We start from the raw sequence: 22061 nt of genomic DNA on the forward strand, positions 1-22061 counted from the left end.
AACATTCCATAAACAAGAGAGAAATTTTTTGGATATTTACAGAAGAATCACACGACTTGAGTTCTACATATAATATAAAGGACTGTTCTGACAGCGAACTAATTCAAAAGTTCAAGAAAACTTCGAACAATGAAATTATTGGCGAATTGTTTCAGCGCTACACGCATTTGGTTTTTGGCGTGTGCATGAAATATTTAAAAGATGAAGATGAAGCGAAGGATGGCGTGATGCAAATCTTTGAAAAGATTCTGACGGATTTGCACAGACATAACGTAGATAATTTCAAGGGCTGGCTTTACATGGTGGCGAAGAATCATTGCCTCATGTATTTCCGCAGTAAAAAAATTCATGTTGAATTACCGCGCCATTTGACAGGAGATTTTGGCGATGATAATCATTCGGATGAAAACACATTTCAACCAGAACATGACGGCATGCCTGTGGAATTGGTATCGAATTTGCATCTTAATGGAGAAGACAAAGAAAAACAATTGACTTTGATGGAAGAAGCAATTAAAGAATTAAAAGAAGGACAAAAGATATGCATAGAACTCTTTTATTTGCAGGAGAAATCATACGAAGAGGTTGCGAAGATGACCGGATACACTATGAAAGAAGTGAAGAGTTATATTCAGAATGGAAAACGGAATTTGAAAATTATAATGACAACTAAACGACCAGAAGTCAGAAGTTAGAATTCAGAATGAAGAAGTATAAAGACATATTTGCTAATACAGATTGCGTATCGGAAGATATGCTGACGAAGTATATTTCCGGTAAACTTTCTCCTGCTGAAAAGCATGAAGTGGAAAAACATTTGATTGATTGCGAAATGTGTTCGGATGCGGTGGAAGGGTTGAGTAATGTCAAAAATATTTCGGGAATTACTTCTGAACTCAATCACAAAATCCAACAGAGAGTTGAAAAGAAAAAAGAAGTCAAAATAATTTTCCTCCGACAATACCGCACGCAACTCGCAGTTGCGGCCTCGATTATTCTCATCATTGGAATTGTTTGGTTCTTCAAAGTGAATATGTCTATGAAGGAACTGGATTCAACTTCAGCAGAGAAAATGTTCGCGGAAAAATTTGAACCACCTCCTGCAGAAAAAGATAAGGATGGAAAAGAAAAACCCGATGAGAACAATCCGGTGACTGCAGCAGAAGAACAAGCACCCGCAAAAATTACATTGGAAGAAAAGAAAGTTGAATCGCCTGCATTTTCATCAGCGCAAGGAGCAAAATCCGGAAAGGATGCGGCAGAAGAAAAACATTTTGGCTTGGCAGAAAAAGTTCCGGCACAAAAATTTACCCAGGCCGATATTCCTGCTGAGGAAAAAGAAAAAAATTATCGCTCTAAAAATGCTGAGACACCGAAAGGAAATGTTTCTGATGTTTCTGCAAAATCGGAAGTTACTGTCCGTGATGAAGACGCAATGCAGGAAATTGCCGTGACAAAAGAAGTTTCAAAAAATCAAAATGAATTACAAAAAGAAAAACAAAAAGCTGATGAAACTAAAAAACCGGATGCTGTTCCTTCGATGACTTCGGCAGCAGGAGCAAGCGCGACTGGAAATAATCTGCCGGCTTCAGATAAATCGGGTACACTTGCGCAGGACAATAAAAAATCTTCCGATGACAGAAATCGTGCAGATGAAAACAAAGTTAAGCGGGAACAAAGCGGTGAAGGCGATGTGCTTGCTTATGGCGCAGGAAAAAAGAGCGAGAAAAAATCCGAAGGGAAAAAATTGAAAAAAGAAAAAGAAGCAGCGCCTCAAAAAGTTTCAGGCGGATATTACGAAACTCAAACTGTATCTGCTCCTGCTCCTGTTACGCAATCCCAAACAAAAACTCAAACTGTGCAGACGGAAGCAAATGTCAAAATGGATTCGGTTTCTGTTATGGATGTTTCAACTGTTGCAACAAATAATATTTCTTCGACAGACAGCGCAATGGTTAAATACGATAAACAGAATTATTCAGGAGCAGTTACAGATTTTGAAAGCGCATTGAAACAAAATCCGAATGATGAAAAGGCGCTTTACTATTCTGCGGTTTCGTATTTGAGTTTAGGGCAAGCCGACAAAGCAATTACAAACCTGAATAAAATTGTGCAAAATAAAAATTCAAAATACTACGATGATGCGCAGTGGTATTTATCGCTCGCTTACATAAAAAATAACGATATGAAAAATGCCCGCATGAACTTGATACCGCTTCAGAATAATTCCAAAAGCAAATACCAGAAGCAAGCGGATGAAACTTTAAAGGAAATGAAAAAGTAAATCAGGGTTGTGGTTTTTGTTCTTCCCACACAACTTCGAGAACAGTTTGCCCTACCGTCTTCAAAGTATTTTTGTCAATTACATTCATATTATCGCTGTGAGCATGATGATGCGCGCCAAATTCTCCGGTGCGGGAATTCATATTAATAATATCAACGCAGGGAATATTTGCATTTATAATAACATAATAATGGTCATCGGTAATTGATTTTGCATCTTCAAAGACAAAATAATTTGAGTAGCCGAGATGCGCGGCTTTGTTCCATATTTTTTTTACCACATACGAAGCATACTCGCGCGAAACTCCCTCGCGCGGAAAAGTTGCATTCTTTGCGCCAACCATGTCGAGCAAAATTCCATACTGCGCAACGTAACCAGGCTTGTGCGGATTTTTTGTCCAGTATTGCGTGCCGAGGCACCAGGTGTTTTCTCCTTCGTCAAAATTTTTTCCATAGTCCTCTATGTCATCAAATAAAATATCAATTCCGATTTCGGGTTTTGCAATCGAAAGTTGGCGCGCGATTTCCAAAATCACTGCCACACCGCTCGGACCATCGTCTGCGCTATCGAAAGGTTTATCGGGATTAATTGTATCGGAATCTGCAAACGGGCGTGTGTCCCAGTGAGACATCAGCAGAATCCGGTTTTGAATTTCAGGTTTGTAGGATGCGATAATATTTTTCAGATTGAATTTTTTCTTATCGTATGTTGAAACGTTTCCATTCTGAATCTGAACTTCCCAGCCAAAAGATTTTAATTTGGAAGAAAGATATTCCGCGCATTTCACATGCGAATTTGTTCCGGGAATTCTCGGACCGAAATCAACTTGTGCTTTTACAAATGAGTAAGCAGAGTCCTCATTGAATTTCGGAGCAGGAGGAAGAGCAGTTGATGGTTGATGGGTAATGGTTGATGGTTGATGGTCGGTATTATTTGTACAAGAAGAAAAAAAGAAAGAAACAAGAAGCAAAAAGTAATAAGTAAAGCAGATGATTTTTTTCACAGAATTATTTTTCGATTTCCCAGTTTGCACCTTCCTTGGTGTCTTTAACAGATATATGGGCTGAAGAAAGTTGTTCTCTTATTTTATCTGATGTCTGAAAATCTTTTTTCGTCTTGGCTTCTTTTCGGATTTCAAGAATAAGATTCATAAGATTATTTACAACTTCATTATTATCTGAAGAAGATTTTTCTTCTTTTAATCCCAACACATCAAAAATAAATTCACGGAAAGTTTTTTTCAAAAGTTCCAAATCGGATTTTGTCAGAGTTTCTTTCCCATCTTTTGCAGAATTAATTATCCGAACACCTTCGAACAGATTTGCAATTACAATTGGAGTATTGAAATCATCATTCATTGCATCAAAACATTTTTGCCTCAATGATTTTATATCAACCGAAGATTTATCTGAAGGAGAAATTTTTTCAATCGTATGAAGCGCATTCATCAACCGTTCGAAAGCTTTTTCTGATGCCTGCAATGCTTCGTTGGAAAAATCAAGCGTTCCGCGATAATGTGCCTGCAACATAAAAAAACGAATCGTCATAGCAGAATAAGCGCGCGTGAGCAGAGGATGATTCCCGCTGAAAAATTCTTCAAGGTTGATGAAGTTGTTTAAGCTTCTGCCCATCTTTTGCCCGTTAATCGTAATCAGGTTGTTGTGCATCCAGTAGCGAACCGGATCTTTTTTATTTGCTCCGTTGCTTTGTGCGATTTCACATTCGTGGTGCGGGAAAAGCAAATCCATTCCGCCACCGTGAATGTCAAAAGTTTCTCCTAAATATTTTGAACTCATCGCGGAGCATTCAATATGCCACCCGGGAAATCCTTCGCCCCACGGACTTTTCCAGCGCATGATATGTTCGGGCTGGGCTTTTTTCCATAGAGCAAAATCTGCGCGATTGTGTTTTTCTTCTTGCCCTTCGAGCGTGCGCCTTTCTTCTCCTGCACCTGCAACTAATTCTTCAAGCACTCTTCCGGAAAGTTTTCCATAATTATTTGTTTGGTTGTATTTCACCACATCAAAATAAACTGAGCCATTGCTCACATAAGCAAAACCGTTATCAATAATTTTCTGAATCATTTCAATTTGTTCGGGAATATGTCCGGAAGCACGGGGTTCAATGCTGGGTGGAAGAATATTCAATTGATGCAATTTATCGTGATATTCCTCTGTATATTGTTGAGCCACTTCCATCGGTTCCAATTTTTCCAAGCGGGCTTTTTTCAGAATGCGGTCTTCACCAGTTCCTTCAACTTCATCCAACAAATGCCCGACATCCGTGATATTTTTTACGTAGCGAACCTTGTATCCAAGAAAGCGCAGATAACGTGTTACAACATCAAATGTGATATACGGCCGCGCATGGCCAAGGTGAGTGTGGCCATAAACTGTAGGACCGCAAACATAAATTCCAACAAAGGGTGGATTCAGTGGCTTGAAAATTTCTTTCTTCCGTGTAAGGGAATTATAGATCTGAATTTCCTGATTCATTCTTCCAAAAATGTTTGACGAAAGTATATAAAAAAATTAGTCCCGATAATTTCTTATCGGGACTAATCTGAGACGAAAGGTTAATTTAGGTCTAATTTTATTTATCCTTATCTTCTATCGGGGCCTCACCGACATATTTTCCATCTTTATATACAGCAATTCTTTCGAGGATGCCGTCCGTATTATAAATATAATCTTTCCCGCTCATGAGACGGTAGTTTTTGAATTCTCCATCTTTGGAAATTCTTGCGCCTGGTAAGAAAAGTTTTGCATATCCGTTTCCATCGAAAGGTTTTTGAGCGGCATTGGTTTGCTCAACTTTGGTATCAACCACCTTAGATGTTTCTTTGGAAGTTGGCTCTTCTTTTTTGGGAGGCAATGGCGCTTTGGGTGCATATACTTCGGTATTTTCAGGATCCAAATTTCCGTTATTAAATGCTTTCTTAGCACGGATATCTCCGTTTTCATAGCGCTCTTCCCAAACTCCTGCTTCTTTTCCATCGTGCATTTCTCCCTTCATCATAATCTGACCGTTGTCATAAAAATATTGTTGCTCGCCTTCACGCTTTCCGCTGTTATTATATTTAAAGTCAAAGAAAACCTGCCCGTTATCATGATAAGATTTATAATCGCCTACCCATCTGTTATTTTCCCACTGGCCTTCTTCCTGAAGTTTTCCGTTTTCGTAATACATTTTGGCATATCCTTTCGGGCGGTTATCAGTATAAGTAATTTCACTTTTAAGAATTCCGCTTGGATAATACATTTTCCAGATGCCGATTTTTTTGCTGTCGGCAAATCGTCCTTCTTCCACTTTTGCTTCTGCCGGATACGCAGGAAGTTTTTTGATGCTGTTATAAACAATCCAATAACCTTGTTTCAATCCGGTGGCAGCGTCTGTTTGGTTGAGTGTATCGCTGTTGGTGGATTGGGCGTATGCTATTTTGCAAAAGAAAATTAAAAGTAGAAACTGTTTCATAAATCTTGGATTAACTTTCATGAGTAAAAATAGTTTGTTTTTGGCATAATGCAATGGCTCGGCATTCGATTTTAGACGAACAGGGCTTTTTCTACGATGTAATGGTTATTTTTATCGCTTAGTTTAGGGTGAATTTTCATTTTTAAAGGGAATATTTTTCAACATGTCAATAGTTGTTTCGGGCAATGAAAATTTATGCTTCCACCGCCACTCTTTTTTCGCCTGAGAATCATCAATGCTTTTAGGCCAGGAATCAGCAATCTCCTGGCGGAAATCGGGTTTAAAAGAAATTTGAAACGAGGAAATATTTTTCTTTATCTCTTCCGCAATTTCCTTTGGAGAAAAACTCATCGCACTTACATTATACGAAGAACGAACTTTCACATTTTGTGAATCTGTTTCCATTAATTCAATTGTGGCGCGAATGGCATCGGGCATATACATCATCGGCAAATAAGTATTCTCTGAAAGAAAACATTCATACCTGCCCTTGAGTGTTGCCTGGTAAAAAATATCTACAGCATAATCAGTGGTTCCTCCGCCCGGAGGAGATTTATAACTGATAAGGCCGGGATAACGAACACTTCTCACATCCACTCCGTATTTCATAAAATAATATTCGCACCAGCGCTCACCGGCAAGTTTGCTGATTCCGTAAACGGTTGTTGGTTCTGTAACGGTAACCTGAGGAACATTTTCTTTTGGCGTAGTCGGACCAAAAACCGCAATTGAACTTGGCCAAAATATTTTTTTAATTTTTTTTTCTTTTCCCAATTCAAGAACACTTAGCAAACTATTCATATTTAATTTCCAGGCGAACTGCGGATTTTTTTCAGCGGTGGCGGAAAGAAGCGCGGCAAGAAGATACACTTGCGTAATGGAATGGTCGGAAATAACTTCGTTCAATCTTTCATTATCCAAAATATCCAACTCTTCAAAAATTCCTTTGTGATTGAACTGTTTTTTAATGTCGGAAGCAATTATATTTGCAGTTCCGTAAATTTCCTGGAGTTTTTCGGTGAGTTCAGTTCCAATTTGTCCCGATGAACCGATTACAAGTATTTTCTCTGTGCCCATAGCGATTAAGCGTTGCTAAAGTATAAAAATCTTAACTTTGGTGAGGAACAAATATTTTTAAAAGTTACGAGTGAAAGAACAAAAATTTCCTTCCAGAAAAGAATTATTGAAACGTTTGCACGAAGAAACTTTCAAAAGAGTCACGTTTTCGTTTTACCGCTATGTAATTATTGACGAACCCGAAAATTTGCGCGATGAACTTTTAAAAAAATGGAGAGGGTTAAATATTTTCGGAAGAATTTATCTGGCGCACGAAGGCATTAACGCGCAGATGAGCATTCCCGAATCCAACTTTGAAAAATTCAGGAAGGAATTATATTCGGATAAACGATTTAAAAATGTTCCGTTCAAAATTGCTGTGGAAGACAACGGAAAATCTTTTTACAAACTCACTGTCAAAGTCAGAAAAAAAATTGTGGCAGATGGCTTGAGCGATGATTCATTTGATGTAACCAACGTAGGCAAGCATTTAGCCGCTGAAGAATGGAACGAAGCAATGAAGAAAAAGGAAACTGTTGTGGTTGATATGCGCAACTTTTACGAAAGCGAAGTTGGAAAATTTGAAAACGCAATTTGTCCCGATGCGCATAGTTTTCGCCAGGCGCTTCCTATTGCGAAAGATTTGCTGAAAGGAAAAGAAGAGAAAAAAATTCTTCTCTACTGCACAGGAGGAATCCGCTGTGAAAAAGCGAGCGCTTATCTGAAACATCACGGCTTCAACAATGTGAACCAACTTTACGGAGGAATCATTGAATATGCGCGCGAAGTGAAAGCAAAAAATCTCGAATCAAAATTCAATGGAAAGAATTTTGTTTTTGACGAACGGATGGGAGAAAGAATAACCGATGAAATTATTAGCCGATGCTATCAATGCGGAAATCTTTGCGACACGCATTACAACTGCGCGAATGACGGTTGCCATTTGCTTTTTATTCAATGTGAATCCTGCAGAGAAAAATACGAAGCGTGCTGCTCGGAAGAATGCCGGAAAATAATTCATCTTCCCGCTGAAGAGCAGAAAAAAATCCAGCGCGAAACTGCGCGCAATGTTCCGGCAGCAGTTTTTTCCAGCCGGAAGCGTGCAAAAAAAATTTCATCTCAACCTTAAGTTGTGCTTGCCAAAAGAATTATTCCCTGCCTCGACATCAAAGACGGTCGCACTGTAAAAGGCGTGAACTTTGAAAACCTCCGCGATGCTGGCGATGCAGTCGAACTCGGAGAACTCTATGCAAAGAACGGAGCCGATGAATTAGTTTTTCTCGACATCACCGCAACAAACGAAAAAAGAAAAACACTTTCCGAACTTGTAAAAAAAATTGCGCTTCACGTAAACATTCCTTTCACGGTGGGAGGAGGAATTTCTTCTGTGGAAGATGTTTCCATTCTTTTGCATTCAGGCGCGGATAAAATTTCCATCAACACTTCCGCAGTGAAAAACCCAAACCTTATTTCTGATTTAGCAAAAAGATTCGGAAGCCAATGTGTGGTTGTTGCCATTGACGCAAAAGAAACAAATGGAGAATGGGACGTTTTTTTGAATGGAGGTAAAGTTCCTACAGAAATAAACGCATTACAATGGGCGAAAGAAGCCGAGCAAAAAGGAGCCGGAGAAATTCTTCTCACTTCCATGAATCACGATGGAACCAAAAACGGTTTTGCAATTGAACTGACAAAAAAAATTTCTGAGTCGGTGAATATTCCTGTCATTGCTTCGGGCGGAGCGGGAACGATGGAACATTTTGCCGAAGTATTTGAAAAAGGAAAAGCCGATGCCGCGCTTGCTGCCAGCATTTTTCATTTTAAGGAAATTGCAATTTCTTCTCTTAAAAAATTTCTGAAAGAAAAAAATATTCCTGTCAGAAACTGATTTATATCAGTTTTCGTTTTGACAATTCTATGACAGTTTAACATTCTTCTTTTTCGAGATTTGTACAGCTTTATGAATCGCTTTAAAATCATAGCTGTCACACACAAGAATTTCGACATTTCAGATATCGGAAAATTCCATATTGATGAAAAGGAATGGAGCGCTCGCCTTTCCGATTTAAAAACAAAAATGGGAATTAACGAGCTTATGTTTCTTTCCACCTGCAACCGTGTGGAATTTTTGCTGAACACTTCTCAAAACATTAATAAAGATTTCATAGAGAAATTTATTCTTGCGGTCTATCCCGAAATCCGAAAAGAAGATCTGGAAAAAACAATTTCTTCCGCTTTGGTTTTCGAAAACTCCGAAGCGCTCGAACATCTTTTCAATGTGGCTTCTTCACTCGATTCGCTTGTTGTGGGCGAAAGAGAAATCATAACGCAAGTTCGAAATGCCTATGAACTTTGCCACAAACTTGATTTGACCGGAGATTTGCTCCGCCTTGTAATTCAAAAAACAATTGAGTGCGCAAAAGAAGTTTATACTAAAACAAATATTGCCAACAAACCTGTTTCAATTGTTTCCCTTGCCTATAGAAAATTAAAAGAACTTCACGTAAAACCTGATGCGCGTTTTCTCATTATTGGCGCTGGAGTTACAAATTCCACGATGGGAAAATATTTGAAGAAGCACGGGCTGACAAATTTTGTTGTGTTCAACCGAACACTTTCCAACGGGGAAAAATTGGCAAATGAACTCGGAGGGGAAGCATTTTCACTCGGTGAATTGAAAAATTATAAAAACGGTTTTGATGTAATTGTTTCCTGCACCGGTTCTTCGCAGCCAATTATCACAAAAGAAATTTATTCCTCTTTACTTGGAAATGATAAGAACAGAAAAATAATTATTGATCTTGCTGTGCCGGGCGATTTGGATTCAGAAGTGCACAAACATTTCGATGTAAATCTCATTTCGATTGAGAATCTTAAAATTATCGCTGAACAAAATCTCCGCGAACGCGAAAAAGAAATGGACGCTTGCAAAAAAATTATTTCTCATCATATAGCAGAATTTAATCAACTGTTCAAAGAAAGAAAAGTAGAACTCGCGATGAGCGATGTTCCGAAAAAAGTAAAAGAGATTCGTGAAACGGCAGTGAACGAAGTTTTCGCAAAAGACATTGAGAAGCTGGATGAGCAGTCGAAAGAAACGCTCGACAAAATAATTTCTTACCTCGAGAAAAAATATATCAGCGTGCCAATGAAAATGGCAAAGGAAATTCTCATCGATGAAGCTTCCACAAAGTGATTTGTCATTCTGAGCGAAGCGAAGAATCTCCAAAATGAAAAGTAAAATTATCATAGGAAGCCGTGGAAGCGACCTTGCATTGTGGCAAGCCAATTTTATTTTGCGTGAACTGAAAAAAATAAAATTTGACGTTGAAATAAAAATTATTAAAACGCAGGGAGACATTGTTCAAAATCTTTCCTGGGATAAAATGGAAGGCAAAGGTTTTTTCACCAAAGAAATCGAAGATGCTCTGCTGAATAAGGAAATTGATTTAGCTGTACACTCACATAAAGATTTGCCTACAGAAGAAGCGAAAGGATTAATCATTGCTGCTGTTTCAGAACGCGAAGACCCGAGCGAACTTTTGCTAATAAATAAAAATGCGGTTGATGAGAAAGAAATTTTTTTTCTCAAACAAAATGCAATAGTCGGAACTTCATCCGCCAGAAGAAAATCGCAGATGCTCGCCTGGAGAAATGATTTGCAGTTGGAAGATTTACGCGGAAATGTTCCCACACGAATTCAAAAACTTCGCGACAAAAAATACGATGCAATATTAATTGCCAATGCTGGAGTTTCAAGATTAGAAGTTGATTTAAGCGAATTCCATTCTGAAAAATTAGACCCGAAAGAATTTATTCCCGCGCCAGCACAGGGAGTTCTTGCTTTGCAGATTCGCGAAAGCGACAAAGAACTTTTTCAAAAACTTCAGAAAATAAATTCCAAAGAAATTCAGGAAATAATTTCTGTTGAACGTAAAGTGATGAATTTATTTCAGGGTGGTTGTCAGTTGCCGCTTGGAGTTTATTGTGAGAAAGATGAAACTGAAAACGGAAATGCTATATATAAGGTAAGAATTGCCAAAGCAGACAAGTGGAATTCTTTTCCAAAATATTTTTATTTTGAATCGAAGATGGCAGAAGGATTTGCTAAAAAAAATGTTGAGAAAATAAAATCAGTAAAACCTTCTTCTGTTTTTATTTCAAGAGATGAAAAGAAGAATGATTTCTTTAAGCGATGTTTGGAAGCCAATGGCTACAAAGTTTTTTGTCAATCATTGATTGAAATAAAACAAATTCCTCTGAAAAAATTTCCCAAAACTGATTGGATTTTTTTCTCCAGCAAAAATGCAGTGAAATATTTCTTCAAGCAAAATCCAACTATGAACGGAGCAAAGTTTGGAGCGGTAAGCAAATCTACCGCAGAAGAAATCCGCAGATATGGAAAGCGCGCAGAGTTTATCGGAAGCGCAGACAATACAAAACTCACAGGAAAAAAATTCTCTTCGTTAATCGGAAACAAAAAAGTTTTATTTCCCCAGGCGAAAGGAAGTATGAAAACTATTCAGCAACAATTGAAGAAAGAACAGGTGATTGATGTGGCTGTCTATGAAACTATAAAGATAGATGAGTGCCAACTGCCAACTGCCGACTGCCAACTTTTTATTTTTACAAGTCCTTCAAATGTTGAAGCTTTCTTAGAAAAAAATAAAATCAGTGCTCAACAAAAAGTAATTGCAATGGGAGACGCAACGGCAAACGCTCTGCAGAAATATAAAGTGAAAGTAAATGCAAAGCCCGCATCATTCGATGATTTAGGATTGGTGCAGGCAGTAATGTCTTTATAAAATTATACTGTGATACAACGACCGAGACGGCTCAGAAAAAATTCAATCATCCGCGAACTCATAGCGGAAACACGTCTTTCAAGAGATATGTTCATCTATCCGTATTTTATTGTTCCGGGAAAAAAAGTCATTCATAAAATTGATGCGATGCCCGGAATAAATCATTTTTCCATAGATGAATTAGTAAAGGATGTGGAGAAAGGATTGAAACTTGGAGTGAATAAAATTTTATTGTTCGGGGTTGGAGAAGAAAAAACAAAAGATGCGAGTTCATCGTTCAGCAATAATTCAATTGTGGTGAAGGCAGTGAAAGAGTTGAAGAAAAAATTCGGAGAAGATATTTATGTTATTACTGACGTTTGCGTGTGCGCTTACACCACGCACGGGCACTGCGGAATTCTGCACGATAATTATGTACACAATGATTCTTCGGTGGAAGTGCTGGCGAAAATGGCACTCGCTCACGCACAGGCAGGCGCGGATATGGTTGCGCCTTCGGATATGATGGACGGAAGAGTTGGCGCAATAAGAAATCTTTTGGATGAAAATAATTTTGAGAACACCGCGATTATGTCGTACGCAATAAAATTTTCTTCCTCTTATTACGGACCCTTTCGTGAAGCAGCTGATTCTGCTCCGCAAAAAGGCGACAGAAAATCTTACCAGATGGATTTTAGAAATGGTCGTGAAGCAATTAAAGAAGCATTGCTCGATGAACAGGAAGGCGCAGATATTTTAATGGTGAAGCCCGCGCTGGCGTATATGGATGTGATTTCAAATCTCCGCGCAAATACGTTGCTTCCTGTTGCGTGCTACAATGTTTCAGGAGAATATTCAATGGTGAAAGCCGCAGCGCAAAAAAATTGGATTGACGAACAAAAAATCGTGATGGAAAATTTTCACTCGCTCGCCCGCGCAGGAGCAGACATAATTATTTCTTACCACACGAGGGAAATGCTGAAGAAAAACTGGCTGTAATCAGCGAAAAGCGAAACTTTACGAAAAATACGAAATTAATTACGGAATTTATTTTCCTACTTTCGTATTTTTCGTACCAATTCGTTTTTCGAAGATTCAATGTTGATAGCCGTAAATACACGACTCCTTTTAAAAGACAAACTCGAAGGCATCGGCTGGTTTACCTATGAATCGCTGAAGCGGATTACAAAAAATCATCCCGAACATAAATTTTTATTTCTCTTTGACCGCCCGTTCTCCGAAGAATTTATTTTTTCAGATAATGTTTCTCCTCTTGTAGTAGCACCGCAAGCACGACATCCGTTTTTATGGTGGTGGTGGTTTGAGCAATCGCTGCCGAAAATTTTTCACAAGCACGAACCGGATTTGTTTCTTTCGCCCGATGGATTTCTTTCTTTGTGTTCATCTGTGAAACAAATTCCGGTGATTCACGATTTGAATTTTGAATATTATCCTGAGGATATTCCATTCATTGCAAGAAAATATTATAAAAAATATTTTCCTCAGTTTGCGAAGAAGGCAACACGCATTGCTACTGTTTCCGAATATTCCAAACAGGATATCTCCAAACTTTATAAAATCTCTCCTGAAAAAATTGATGTGGTGTATGACGGGGCGAATGAAGCATTCAAGCCAATCTCTGAAGAAGAAAAGAAAAAAGTAAAATGGAAATACGCAAACGGTTCCGATTATTTTCTTTTCATTGGCGCGCTTCATCCAAGAAAAAATGTTGCAAGACTGCTTTTAGCTTTTGATGAATTCAAAAAAAGTTTTCCGTCAAAAACAAAATTGTTAATTGCCGGTGAAAAGATGTGGAAAACTGGTGATATCGAAACTGCATTTTCCTCTATGAAATTTCGCGAGGATGTTATTTTCGCAGGCAGATTAGGAGCAAACGATTTGAAAGATGTAATGGCATCTGCGTTTGCACTGGTTTTCGTTCCGTACTTTGAAGGTTTTGGAATTCCGATTGTGGAAGCAATGTATTGCGCTGTGCCGGTGATTACTTCAAACGTCACATCCATGCCGGAAGTCGCAGGTAATGCAGGTTTACTTGTTGACCCCTTTTCGGTTGATTCAATAAAAGAAGGGATGTTGAAAATTTATAAAGATGAAACTTTGAGAAATAAATTAATTGAAAACGGAAAAAGACAAAGAGAAAATTTTTCATGGGATAAAACGGCTGATAAACTTTGGAAATGCATAGAAAAAACTTTTTGAAATAACTTTTCTGCTAAAACCATACTTCGATAAAACTTTACTGGAAGCCGGTTGCGATGAAGCAGGCAGAGGTTGCCTTGCCGGACCGGTGTTTGCCTCTGCAGTAATTCTTCCGCGTGCTTCCGGATTTTCTTCCGACAAAGAATTGAAAAAACATTTGAAGGCATTGCGGAAAGTAAATGACTCAAAACAACTCACGCATGAAATAAGAATGGAACTTCGTCCGCTTATAGAGCAAACTGCAATTGCATTCGCTGTCGGAGTTTGTTCGGTGGAAGAAATTGACGAGATAAATATTCTGAATGCTTCTTTCAAAGCCATGCACAAGGCAGTTGAAAAATTAAATATAGAACCGGAACTTCTTTTAATTGATGGAAACCGTTTCAACAAATATAATTCTGCCTCGGGAAAAAAAATTGCGCATCAGTGTATCATTGAAGGTGACGGAAAATATCTTTCCATCGCCTGCGCTTCCATTCTCGCCAAAACGTATCGCGATGATTATATGAAAGGGCTCCACGAAAAATTTCCGCATTACGGATGGGAACAGAATAAAGGATACGCTACGCGCGGGCACCGCTATGTAATTGAGCAAAGCGGAATCTGCGAACATCATCGCAAGAGTTTCACGCTTTTCCCTTCACAACTTGAATTGGAATTTGCCGAAGGGAAAGAAAGCGAATAAGTTTTTATATTTGTCAAACTCTTTTCTCCCGTGAAAAATATTCGCCTGCTGTTTTTATTTTCCATTTTTCACTTTTCAAATTTTATTTCTCATTCACAAGATTTTATCGGCTACTCCAACAGCAATTATGCGGGAGTTTCCGGAATTGATTTAAATCCTGCTTCCATTGCCGACAGCCGCTATAAATTTGATATGGCGCTGGCCGGATTTAGTTTTAATGTTTCAAATAATTATATCGGCTTGAGAAAAGAAGCCATAAAAAATAAATCAACTGCATTCAATGACCCAAACTTTCAAAAAGATTATTTGGTGGAAAGAATAAATTCCGACCGCAAGTCGGCTTTCATCCACCAGCAACTTATTCTTCCCTCGTTCATGCTCACGCTTTCTCCCAAGCATGCCATTGGTGTGAGCATTCGTGAGCGCACGTATGTTAACATTGATGGTTTTGAACCCGAACTTGCCAGCCAGTTATATCATTCGCTCGAAGACAGTTCTCTCTGGCAACACCATCTTACCAACAAGCAAGTGAGCATTCAGGCGATGACGTGGCTGGAATACGGAGCCACGTATGCGCGCGTGCTGCGCGATGAAGGAAATAAATTTTTGAAAGCCGGAGTGCGAATAAAATTTCTACAGGGATTTTGGGCTTCCTATGTTTTCATAAATAATTTTGATTATAACTTTGGAAGTGATTCCACGCTTTCTGTTTACAACACAAGTGTAAATTATGGACATTCCAATTCTTTTTCGCTTGAAAAAAATATGCTCAAGTACCAGTTTGCTTCCAAACCGTCATTTGGTTTTGATTTGGGCGCGGTGTATGAATGGAGACCCGACCGTGAAAAATATTTTTATGACATGGACGGGGAAACGCATTTAGATGCGCGCTATGCAAATAAATATAAACTCCGCGCAGGACTTTCTGTTCTTGACATTGGAAACATTCGTTTTGAAAAAGCCACACTGGGAGATTTTTATGCCGATATAAATGACTGGCAGATTAATCATTTGAAAATGGATACTTCGAAAGGCCCGATGGCAAATGTAGACAGCATCATCAAATCAAAATTTCAGCAGACGGAAGGGCTCGGAACTTTCAAAATGAACCTTCCCACTGCCATCAGCACACAGGTGGATTACAACATCTGGAAAAATTACTATGCAAACTTCACGGCTTATTATGCGTTTCAGTTTACAAAGAATAAAAACAAAGTTCATGAACTCACCACCTTCAGCATTACACCGCGCTGGGATTGGAAATGGTTTGGAGTTTTTATTCCGGTTTCTTACAACACCTACAGGAATCTGAATCTTGGATTGGATTTGCGGCTCGGTCCGCTCATCATTGGAACGCATAATCTTGCTCCGCTTATAGGTAATCAGAATATTTATGGTGCCGAAGTTCATTTTATTCTGAAACTTTTCTTCTGGCGGTTTCATCAGCCGAAAGATAGAGATGGCGACCACATATCGAATAAAAAAGATAAATGCCCCGATGTTCCCGGTACGTGGGAATTTTCCGGTTGCCCCGACCGCGATGGCGACCACATTCCCGATAATCTCGATGATTGTCCTGATGTTCCCGGCTTGCCGAAATTCAACGGATGCCCCGATAGAGATGGAGATGGAATTATTGACAAACTTGATTCTTGTCCCGATGAACCGGGCGTTGCCGAACTGCACGGCTGTCCCGACCGCGATAAAGATGGCATCATCGACAAAAAAGATTCTTGTCCCGATGAAGCAGGACTTGCGGAATTTCATGGCTGTCCCGACCGCGACCACGATAGGGTGATAGACAAATATGATTTATGCCCCGATGATTCGGGAAGCGTTGAGACATTCGGCTGCCCCGACCGCGATGGAGACGGAGTGATTGACAAAGAAGACCGCTGCCCCGACAAACCCGGTCCGAAAGAAAATGACGGATGCCCGCTGGCAAAACTTCATTTGCTCGATAAGAATGGAAATATTATTGCATCGGCTACCATTGACAAGGATGGAAAATTCCACTTCACGGAACTTCCTTCGGATGAAAACTCGCTGCTGCAACTTGAATCGTACGATGTATTAATTGTGAATGAAGTTTCGGTGGCTACCGGAAAAATTGTTCGCGTGGCGCGCAGAGGAGCCGATGGATATTTCCATTTCGAAAAACTGGAGACCGATGAAAACAAACTTGGAAAGATGGATATTCCCGATACGCAGATTCAACTCAAGAAAGAAGAAGCGGAAAAAGTTAAGAAAGCAATGGAAACGCTGGAGTTTGATTTCGGTTCGGAAAAAATACGCGAGTCCTCCCTTGACGGATTGGATTTGGTAGCCGAGTTGCTGCAGCAAAATCCTGCGTGGCGATTGAAACTTTCCGGCCACACCGATAATGTTTCTTCCATGCAGTATAACATGAAACTTTCTCAGAAGCGCGTGGAGTCCATTAGAAACTATTTGACAAAGAAAAAAGGAATTCCATCCGGTAGAATTGTTTTAAAATGGTATGGACCCACAAAACCCATTGCGCCAAACGATACCGAAGAAGGCAAACAGAAAAACCGCAGGGTGGAATTTCTGATTATCAAGTAAGAAAAAATTACGGGCATTTCTTCTACATTTGCCAACCATGCAGCAGCGAAAGTTTGTTTTTAATCTTGCTTTTCTTCTTTTCCTGAATCTGCTTATCAAGCCGGTGCACGTACTTTTTATTGATGTGAACTGGCAGAATACCGTTCATGCAGAAAATTTCGGATTATATTTTGCGCTGTTTAATTTTTCTTTCGTGCTGAATATCATTCTTGATTTCGGCATTACCAATTTCAATAATAAAAATATTGCGCAGAACAGCCATCTTCTCACAAAACATTTTTCTTCGCTTATAATTCTGAAACTTTTACTCGCGCTTATTTACATTCTCATCGCATTCATCATCGGATTAATTATCAAATACGATTTCCGCCTGATGAAACTTATGCTCCTGCTCGGCTTCAACCAATTTTTAATTTCTTTCATTGCTTATTTGCGTTCGAACATTGCTGGGCTTCATCTTTTCTGGGTGGACAGCATTGTTTCTGTTCTCGACCGCGCGATTCTTATTACGCTCAGTTGTTTTTTACTTTTCGGAAATGTTTTGGGAAGAGACCTTGACATTATGGATTACGTATATGCGCAAACTATTTCTTATGGTGCAACTGTCATTGTTGCTTTTTTTATTGTGCTGAATAAAACGCACAGTACAAAATTTAAAATCTCACGCGCCTTCGCCATGATGATTCTGAAAAAAAGTTTTCCGTTCGCGGTGCTTGCCATGCTCATGGCTTGCTACAATCGGTTGGATACAGTAATGATTGAACGAATGCTGCCGGACGGAGCCGAGCAATCAGGAATTTATGCGCAGGGCTACCGCCTGCTCGATGCGGCAAACATGATTGCATTTCTTTTCGCAGGGCTTTTGCTTCCGATTTTTTCCCGCATGCTGAAGTTTCACGAATCGGTGGAAGCGCTGGTGAAAACTGCATTCATCCTTCTCATTGTTCCGGGAATTGTGGTGGCGGTGGGCTGCTGGTTTTACGCAGACGAATTAATGCGGATGCTTTACAGAGAACACGTGGAACAGGCAGCCGAAATATTTCCCATTCTCATGTCATGCTTTGTTGCAATTTCCACCACGTATATTTTTGGAACGCTTCTCACCGCAAACGGAAATCTCCGCGAATTGAATTTAATGGCATCGAGCGGAATATTGATAAACGTAACGATGAATTTATTTTTGATTCCAAAATTCCAGGCGGTAGGCTCGGCTGTTTCCAGTTTAACAACGCAGCTCCTCACCGCGCTCATACAGGTTCTCATAGCACAAAATGTTTTTAAGTTCAGAATTAATTACCGCCTTCTTCTCACACTGATAACTTTTTTTGCCGGAGTCATTCTCATAAATTATTTTTCCAAGAACATTCATCACAACATTCTCTCCGAAAAAAACCGCTGGATGGTGAATTTCGCCTTCATGGTAATTGCCTGCGTAATCTGGGCATTTGCCATCCGCTTGCTGAGTATAAAATCCATGATGAGAATTGTTAAGTATGGATGATGAAAATTCTTCGCTTCATATTTAATCCCCTCTATCGTTCAGAAAAAGTTTTGAATGAGCCCGGCAATGAGAATTTTTTCTGGAAGAATCTTAAAAAACAATTTGCTCATAACCGTTTGGGAATTTATTCGCTTCGCTTTCTTTATGTTTTAATTTTCATGGCGCTCTTTGCCGATTTTCTGGCAAATGAAAAACCGCTTGCCTGCAAATACAAAGGAGAAATTTATTTTCCTGTCTTCCATTCTTATTTTGTGGATATGAGAATTTCTCAGTGGCAAAAAAATTTGCTCAATGCCGATTGGAAAAATCTCGACTATGATTGGAAAATTTTTCCTCTCATTCCCTACTCTCCCGGAAATATGGATGGCAACAATGTACATTCTGTTTCTCCGTTTGGCGAACAGAATATTTTTTCAATGCGTTTTCGTCACTGGCTTGGAACAGATGAACTCGGCAGAGATATTTTATCGGGAATGATTCACGGAACAAGAGTCGCTTTGACTGTTGGACTTGTCTCGATGGGAATTGCAGCGCTGTTCGGAATTTTAATCGGCTCACTTGCCGGATATTTCGGTGACGAACGTTTAAAAATTTCCCGCGCCACCGCGCTGATGAATATTTTATTTTTCATTCTCGCTTTCTTTTTCGGATTCATTGCCCGCTCCTATGAACTTTCAGATGCACTTGCGGTTTCATTTGGAAAATTTTTCCTGCAGGTTTTATTTTCTCTTCTCATTATGATTTTTGTTTTGCTCATCGGAAATATTTTTGCGATTCCGTTTAAGTTCATTCCCTTCCTCGGAAAAAAAATTTCTGTGCCGGTGGATATTCTTTTTTCCCGCTTCATAGAAATTATGGTTTCCATTCCGACTTTGTTTTTAATTATTTCCATTTCAGCAGTCATCACGCATCCTTCCATTTATATTGTGATGACGATTATCGGGCTCACTTCGTGGACAGGCATTGCGCGTTTCATCCGCGCGGAAATGCTGCGCATCCGTTCACTCGAATACATTGAAGCCGCGCACGCGCTCGGTTACTCGGAGTGGCGCGTGATTTTCCGCCATGCAATTCCGAACGCGCTTTCTCCCGTGCTCATCACCATTGCTTTCGGAATTGCCGCTGCAATTTTAATTGAGTCAACTCTTTCTTTTCTTGGCGTGGGAGTTTCTGCCGAAACAGTTACGTGGGGTTCTCTTCTTGCTCAGGCACGGCAATCTCCGTCCGCATGGTGGCTCGCGATTCTCCCCGGCTCAGCAATTTTTATTACGGTAACAATTTTTAATTTGATCGGTGAAGCGCTCACAGATGCGCTGGATCCAAAGCAAAAAAAGTGATTGGGTGAGTAAGAGAATAAGTGAGTAAGTCTTATTAACTTATTTCCCTCCTCACTTATTCACTTGTATATGCATTCTGTCAAACGCCAGATGAATATTTTCCGGCAGTTCGTCTTCCACTTCTTCGTGTAGACCGACTTGATGGCTCATGTGAACGAAAAATGTTTTTTTGCATTTTAATTCCTGAGCGAGTTTTATTGCTTCATCAATTGTGAAATGAGAAGGGTGCGCTTCTTTTCTCAATGCGTTCAGCACTAAAACTTCTGAGCCGGTAATTTTTTTCTTTTCCTCTTCAGGAATGAAATTCGCATCCGTGATGTAAGAAAAATTTCCAACACGAAATCCTAAAACAGGAAGATGCATGTGCTTCACAAGAATGGGAATGAACTTCACGCCTTCTATCTCGAAAGGTTTATTTTCTATCGTGCGTAGATTCACTTCAGGAATTCCGGGATATTTTTTTTCTTTGAACACATAACCGAATTGTTCTTTGATCGCCTGCTGAACATGTTCGGTGGCGTACAAATCAATTTTCTTTTTCTGAATGTAATTGAACGCGCGTATGTCATCCATTCCCGCCACGTGATCGCGGTGCTCGTGCGTGTAAATTACTGCGGTGATACTATCAATTCTTTCCCTCAACATCTGCTGGCGAAAATCCGGACCGGTATCGATGATAAATCTTTTCTTGTTCACTTCAATCATCACCGAAGTACGAAGGCGATGGTCTTTTGGGTTTACCGACTCACACACCTTGCATTTGCACCCGATAATGGGAACGCCTTGCGAAGTGCCTGTTCCTAAAAAAATAATTTTCATTTCGATGGCAAAACTTTTCCTTTCACTTCTCCAAAACCAATTCGTAAGTTTTCTTTCTCGCAATAACCGTGCATCGTAACCGTGTCGTTATCGTTTATGAATTTTCTTTCTGAGCCATCTTTCATTTTTATCGGCTTCGTTCCTTTCCACGCAAGTTCAAGCATGCTTCCAAAAGAATGGGGAATAGTTCCGCTGATAGTTCCGCTTGCCATGAGGTCTCCGATTTTTATATTGCAGCCGTTCACTGTGTGATGCGCGAGTTGCTGCGCCATGTTCCAGTAGAGATATTTGAAATTGGATTTGGAAATAGTTTGGGGTTCGGAGTTTGGAGTTTGGAGAAGAACTTCAAGATTGATATCAAAATGTTTGTTTCCCTCGCATTCTAAATAAGGAAGAACTTTCGGTTCTTGTTTCGGTCCGGGAATTCGAAACGGTTCAAGCGCTTCCATTGTTACCACCCATGGAGAAACAGACGAGGAGAAATTTTTTCCAAGGAATGGTCCGAGCGGAACATATTCCCATGCCTGGATGTCGCGTGCGCTCCAGTCGTTGAACAACACCATTCCGAAAATATAATCTTCTGCATTTTTTGTAGTTATACTTTCTCCGAGTTTTGTTTCTTTCCCGATGATGAAACCCATTTCCAATTCAAAGTCTAATTGTTTTGTCGGACCGAATACAATTTCATCTGTGGCTTTCATTTGTCCTTTCGGGCGGTGAAAATTTGTTCCGCTCACAACTATTGAAGATGCTCTTCCGTGATAACCCACCGGAATATGCTTCCAGTTCGGAAGCAAAGCATTCGTAGGATCGCGGAACATGGAGCCGACATTGAACGCGTGCTGCTCGCTGGAATAAAAATCGGTGTAGTCGCCAATCTCAACCGCCAAAAGCATTTGCACATCTTTCATTTTATACAGTACTTTCTTTTTTGTTTTTTCATCATCGCGCAACTCAGGATTTCTTTCTTCCAGAAGTTTTGAAATCCGTACGCGAACTGCGGAGGTAGTTTTCTTTCCGAGAGAAATAAAATCGTTCAGAGAAGATTTTGCAAAAACATTTGTATCAAACTTCAGTGAGTTGAACACGCCTGTTTTCTTCAGTTCAAGTAAATCAAGAACGTAATCTCCGATAGCAACTCCCACACGCGGTAAAATATCTTTTGCTTTGTCTTTTGTAGAAATTACTTCTTTCGGAGGAATGAAAATTCCAAAGGGAAGATTTTGTATAGGGAAATCGCTGTTCTTGTCAACAGGAATCCAAGATTTTAAATTTTCTTTAGTCATAAGATTTACGAAAATACAAAATAGATGCTGAA

General features: G+C 39.6%; 18 protein-coding genes. 12 read left to right on the forward strand and 6 right to left on the reverse strand.

Annotated features, from left to right (window positions below):
* Positions 1 to 56: 56 nt before the first annotated feature.
* Together HY063_06955 and HY063_06960 are read left to right on the forward strand one after the other, a co-directional pair.
* Positions 57 to 695 (forward strand): sigma-70 family RNA polymerase sigma factor, encoded by a 639-nt coding sequence (locus tag HY063_06955; GenBank protein MBI3501515.1) that lies wholly within the window; start codon positions 57 to 59, stop codon positions 693 to 695.
* An 8-nt stretch (positions 696 to 703) separates the two neighbouring features.
* Positions 704 to 2284 carry a tetratricopeptide repeat protein gene (locus HY063_06960; GenBank protein MBI3501516.1) on the forward strand — a complete coding sequence of 527 codons (1581 nt, stop codon included), beginning with the start codon at positions 704 to 706 and terminating at the stop codon, positions 2282 to 2284.
* Between the two features lies 1 nt (position 2285).
* On the opposite strand, the gene HY063_06965 is transcribed toward HY063_06960, so the two are convergent.
* The 4 genes from HY063_06965 to HY063_06980 form a co-directional block, all read right to left on the reverse strand.
* Positions 2286 to 3287 (reverse strand): M28 family peptidase, encoded by a 1002-nt coding sequence (locus tag HY063_06965; GenBank protein MBI3501517.1) that lies wholly within the window; start codon positions 3285 to 3287, stop codon positions 2286 to 2288.
* A 4-nt stretch (positions 3288 to 3291) separates the two neighbouring features.
* Positions 3292 to 4779, reverse strand: coding sequence for a cysteine--tRNA ligase (locus tag HY063_06970; GenBank protein ID MBI3501518.1), 1488 nt, complete (start codon positions 4777 to 4779; stop codon positions 3292 to 3294).
* A 97-nt stretch (positions 4780 to 4876) separates the two neighbouring features.
* Positions 4877 to 5758 carry a toxin-antitoxin system YwqK family antitoxin gene (locus HY063_06975; GenBank protein MBI3501519.1) on the reverse strand — a complete coding sequence of 294 codons (882 nt, stop codon included), beginning with the start codon at positions 5756 to 5758 and terminating at the stop codon, positions 4877 to 4879.
* Positions 5759 to 5881: 123 nt separating this feature from the next.
* The gene (locus tag HY063_06980) at positions 5882 to 6835 is read right to left on the reverse strand and encodes an NAD-dependent epimerase/dehydratase family protein (protein ID MBI3501520.1); all 954 of its coding nucleotides are present in this window, start codon (positions 6833 to 6835) and stop codon (positions 5882 to 5884) included.
* A gap of 70 nt (positions 6836 to 6905) precedes the next feature.
* Here HY063_06980 and HY063_06985 point away from each other — a divergent pair, with 70 nt between their 5' ends.
* The 10 genes from HY063_06985 (at position 6906) to HY063_07030 (ending at position 19924) form a co-directional block, all read left to right on the forward strand.
* A complete protein-coding gene (locus HY063_06985) occupies positions 6906 to 7943 on the forward strand; it encodes a rhodanese-related sulfurtransferase (protein ID MBI3501521.1) in 1038 nt (345 codons plus the stop codon).
* Positions 7944 to 7946: 3 nt separating this feature from the next.
* Positions 7947 to 8702: an imidazole glycerol phosphate synthase subunit HisF gene (gene hisF / locus HY063_06990; GenBank protein ID MBI3501522.1), complete on the forward strand. Its 756-nt coding sequence runs from the start codon at positions 7947 to 7949 to the stop codon at positions 8700 to 8702.
* A gap of 72 nt (positions 8703 to 8774) precedes the next feature.
* Complete coding sequence (gene hemA / locus HY063_06995; protein ID MBI3501523.1) at positions 8775 to 10010, forward strand: glutamyl-tRNA reductase; 1236 nt, start codon at positions 8775 to 8777, stop codon at positions 10008 to 10010.
* Positions 10011 to 10044: 34 nt separating this feature from the next.
* The gene (gene hemC, locus HY063_07000) at positions 10045 to 11619 is read left to right on the forward strand and encodes a hydroxymethylbilane synthase (protein ID MBI3501524.1); all 1575 of its coding nucleotides are present in this window, start codon (positions 10045 to 10047) and stop codon (positions 11617 to 11619) included.
* A gap of 9 nt (positions 11620 to 11628) precedes the next feature.
* The gene (gene hemB, locus HY063_07005; protein MBI3501525.1) at positions 11629 to 12597 is read left to right on the forward strand and encodes a porphobilinogen synthase; all 969 of its coding nucleotides are present in this window, start codon (positions 11629 to 11631) and stop codon (positions 12595 to 12597) included.
* Positions 12598 to 12696: 99 nt separating this feature from the next.
* The gene (locus tag HY063_07010) at positions 12697 to 13818 is read left to right on the forward strand and encodes a glycosyltransferase family 4 protein (protein MBI3501526.1); all 1122 of its coding nucleotides are present in this window, start codon (positions 12697 to 12699) and stop codon (positions 13816 to 13818) included.
* A gap of 10 nt (positions 13819 to 13828) precedes the next feature.
* Positions 13829 to 14503, forward strand: a complete 675-nt coding sequence (locus HY063_07015; protein MBI3501527.1) for a ribonuclease HII — start codon at positions 13829 to 13831, stop codon at positions 14501 to 14503.
* Positions 14504 to 14533: 30 nt separating this feature from the next.
* Entirely contained in the window at positions 14534 to 17086 is a 2553-nt protein-coding gene (locus HY063_07020) for an OmpA family protein (GenBank protein ID MBI3501528.1), read from the forward strand.
* A 37-nt stretch (positions 17087 to 17123) separates the two neighbouring features.
* Positions 17124 to 18587 carry an oligosaccharide flippase family protein gene (locus tag HY063_07025; protein MBI3501529.1) on the forward strand — a complete coding sequence of 488 codons (1464 nt, stop codon included), beginning with the start codon at positions 17124 to 17126 and terminating at the stop codon, positions 18585 to 18587.
* 158 nt (positions 18588 to 18745) lie between these two features.
* On the forward strand, positions 18746 to 19924 hold the full coding sequence (locus HY063_07030) for an ABC transporter permease (GenBank protein ID MBI3501530.1): 1179 nt from the start codon (positions 18746 to 18748) through the stop codon (positions 19922 to 19924).
* Between the two features lie 51 nt (positions 19925 to 19975).
* Here the strand turns inward: HY063_07030 and HY063_07035 are convergent, their stop codons facing one another.
* Together HY063_07035 and fahA are read right to left on the reverse strand one after the other, a co-directional pair.
* On the reverse strand, positions 19976 to 20743 hold the full coding sequence (locus HY063_07035) for an MBL fold metallo-hydrolase (protein ID MBI3501531.1): 768 nt from the start codon (positions 20741 to 20743) through the stop codon (positions 19976 to 19978).
* Positions 20740 to 22029, reverse strand: a complete 1290-nt coding sequence (gene fahA, locus HY063_07040; protein MBI3501532.1) for a fumarylacetoacetase — start codon at positions 22027 to 22029, stop codon at positions 20740 to 20742. Before fahA ends, HY063_07035 begins: the two co-directional genes overlap by 4 nt.
* Between the last annotated feature and the right edge of the window lie 32 nt (positions 22030 to 22061).

It is taken from the genome of Bacteroidota bacterium, assembly GCA_016195025.1.
Taxonomy (GTDB): domain Bacteria; phylum Bacteroidota; class Bacteroidia; order Palsa-948; family Palsa-948; genus Palsa-948.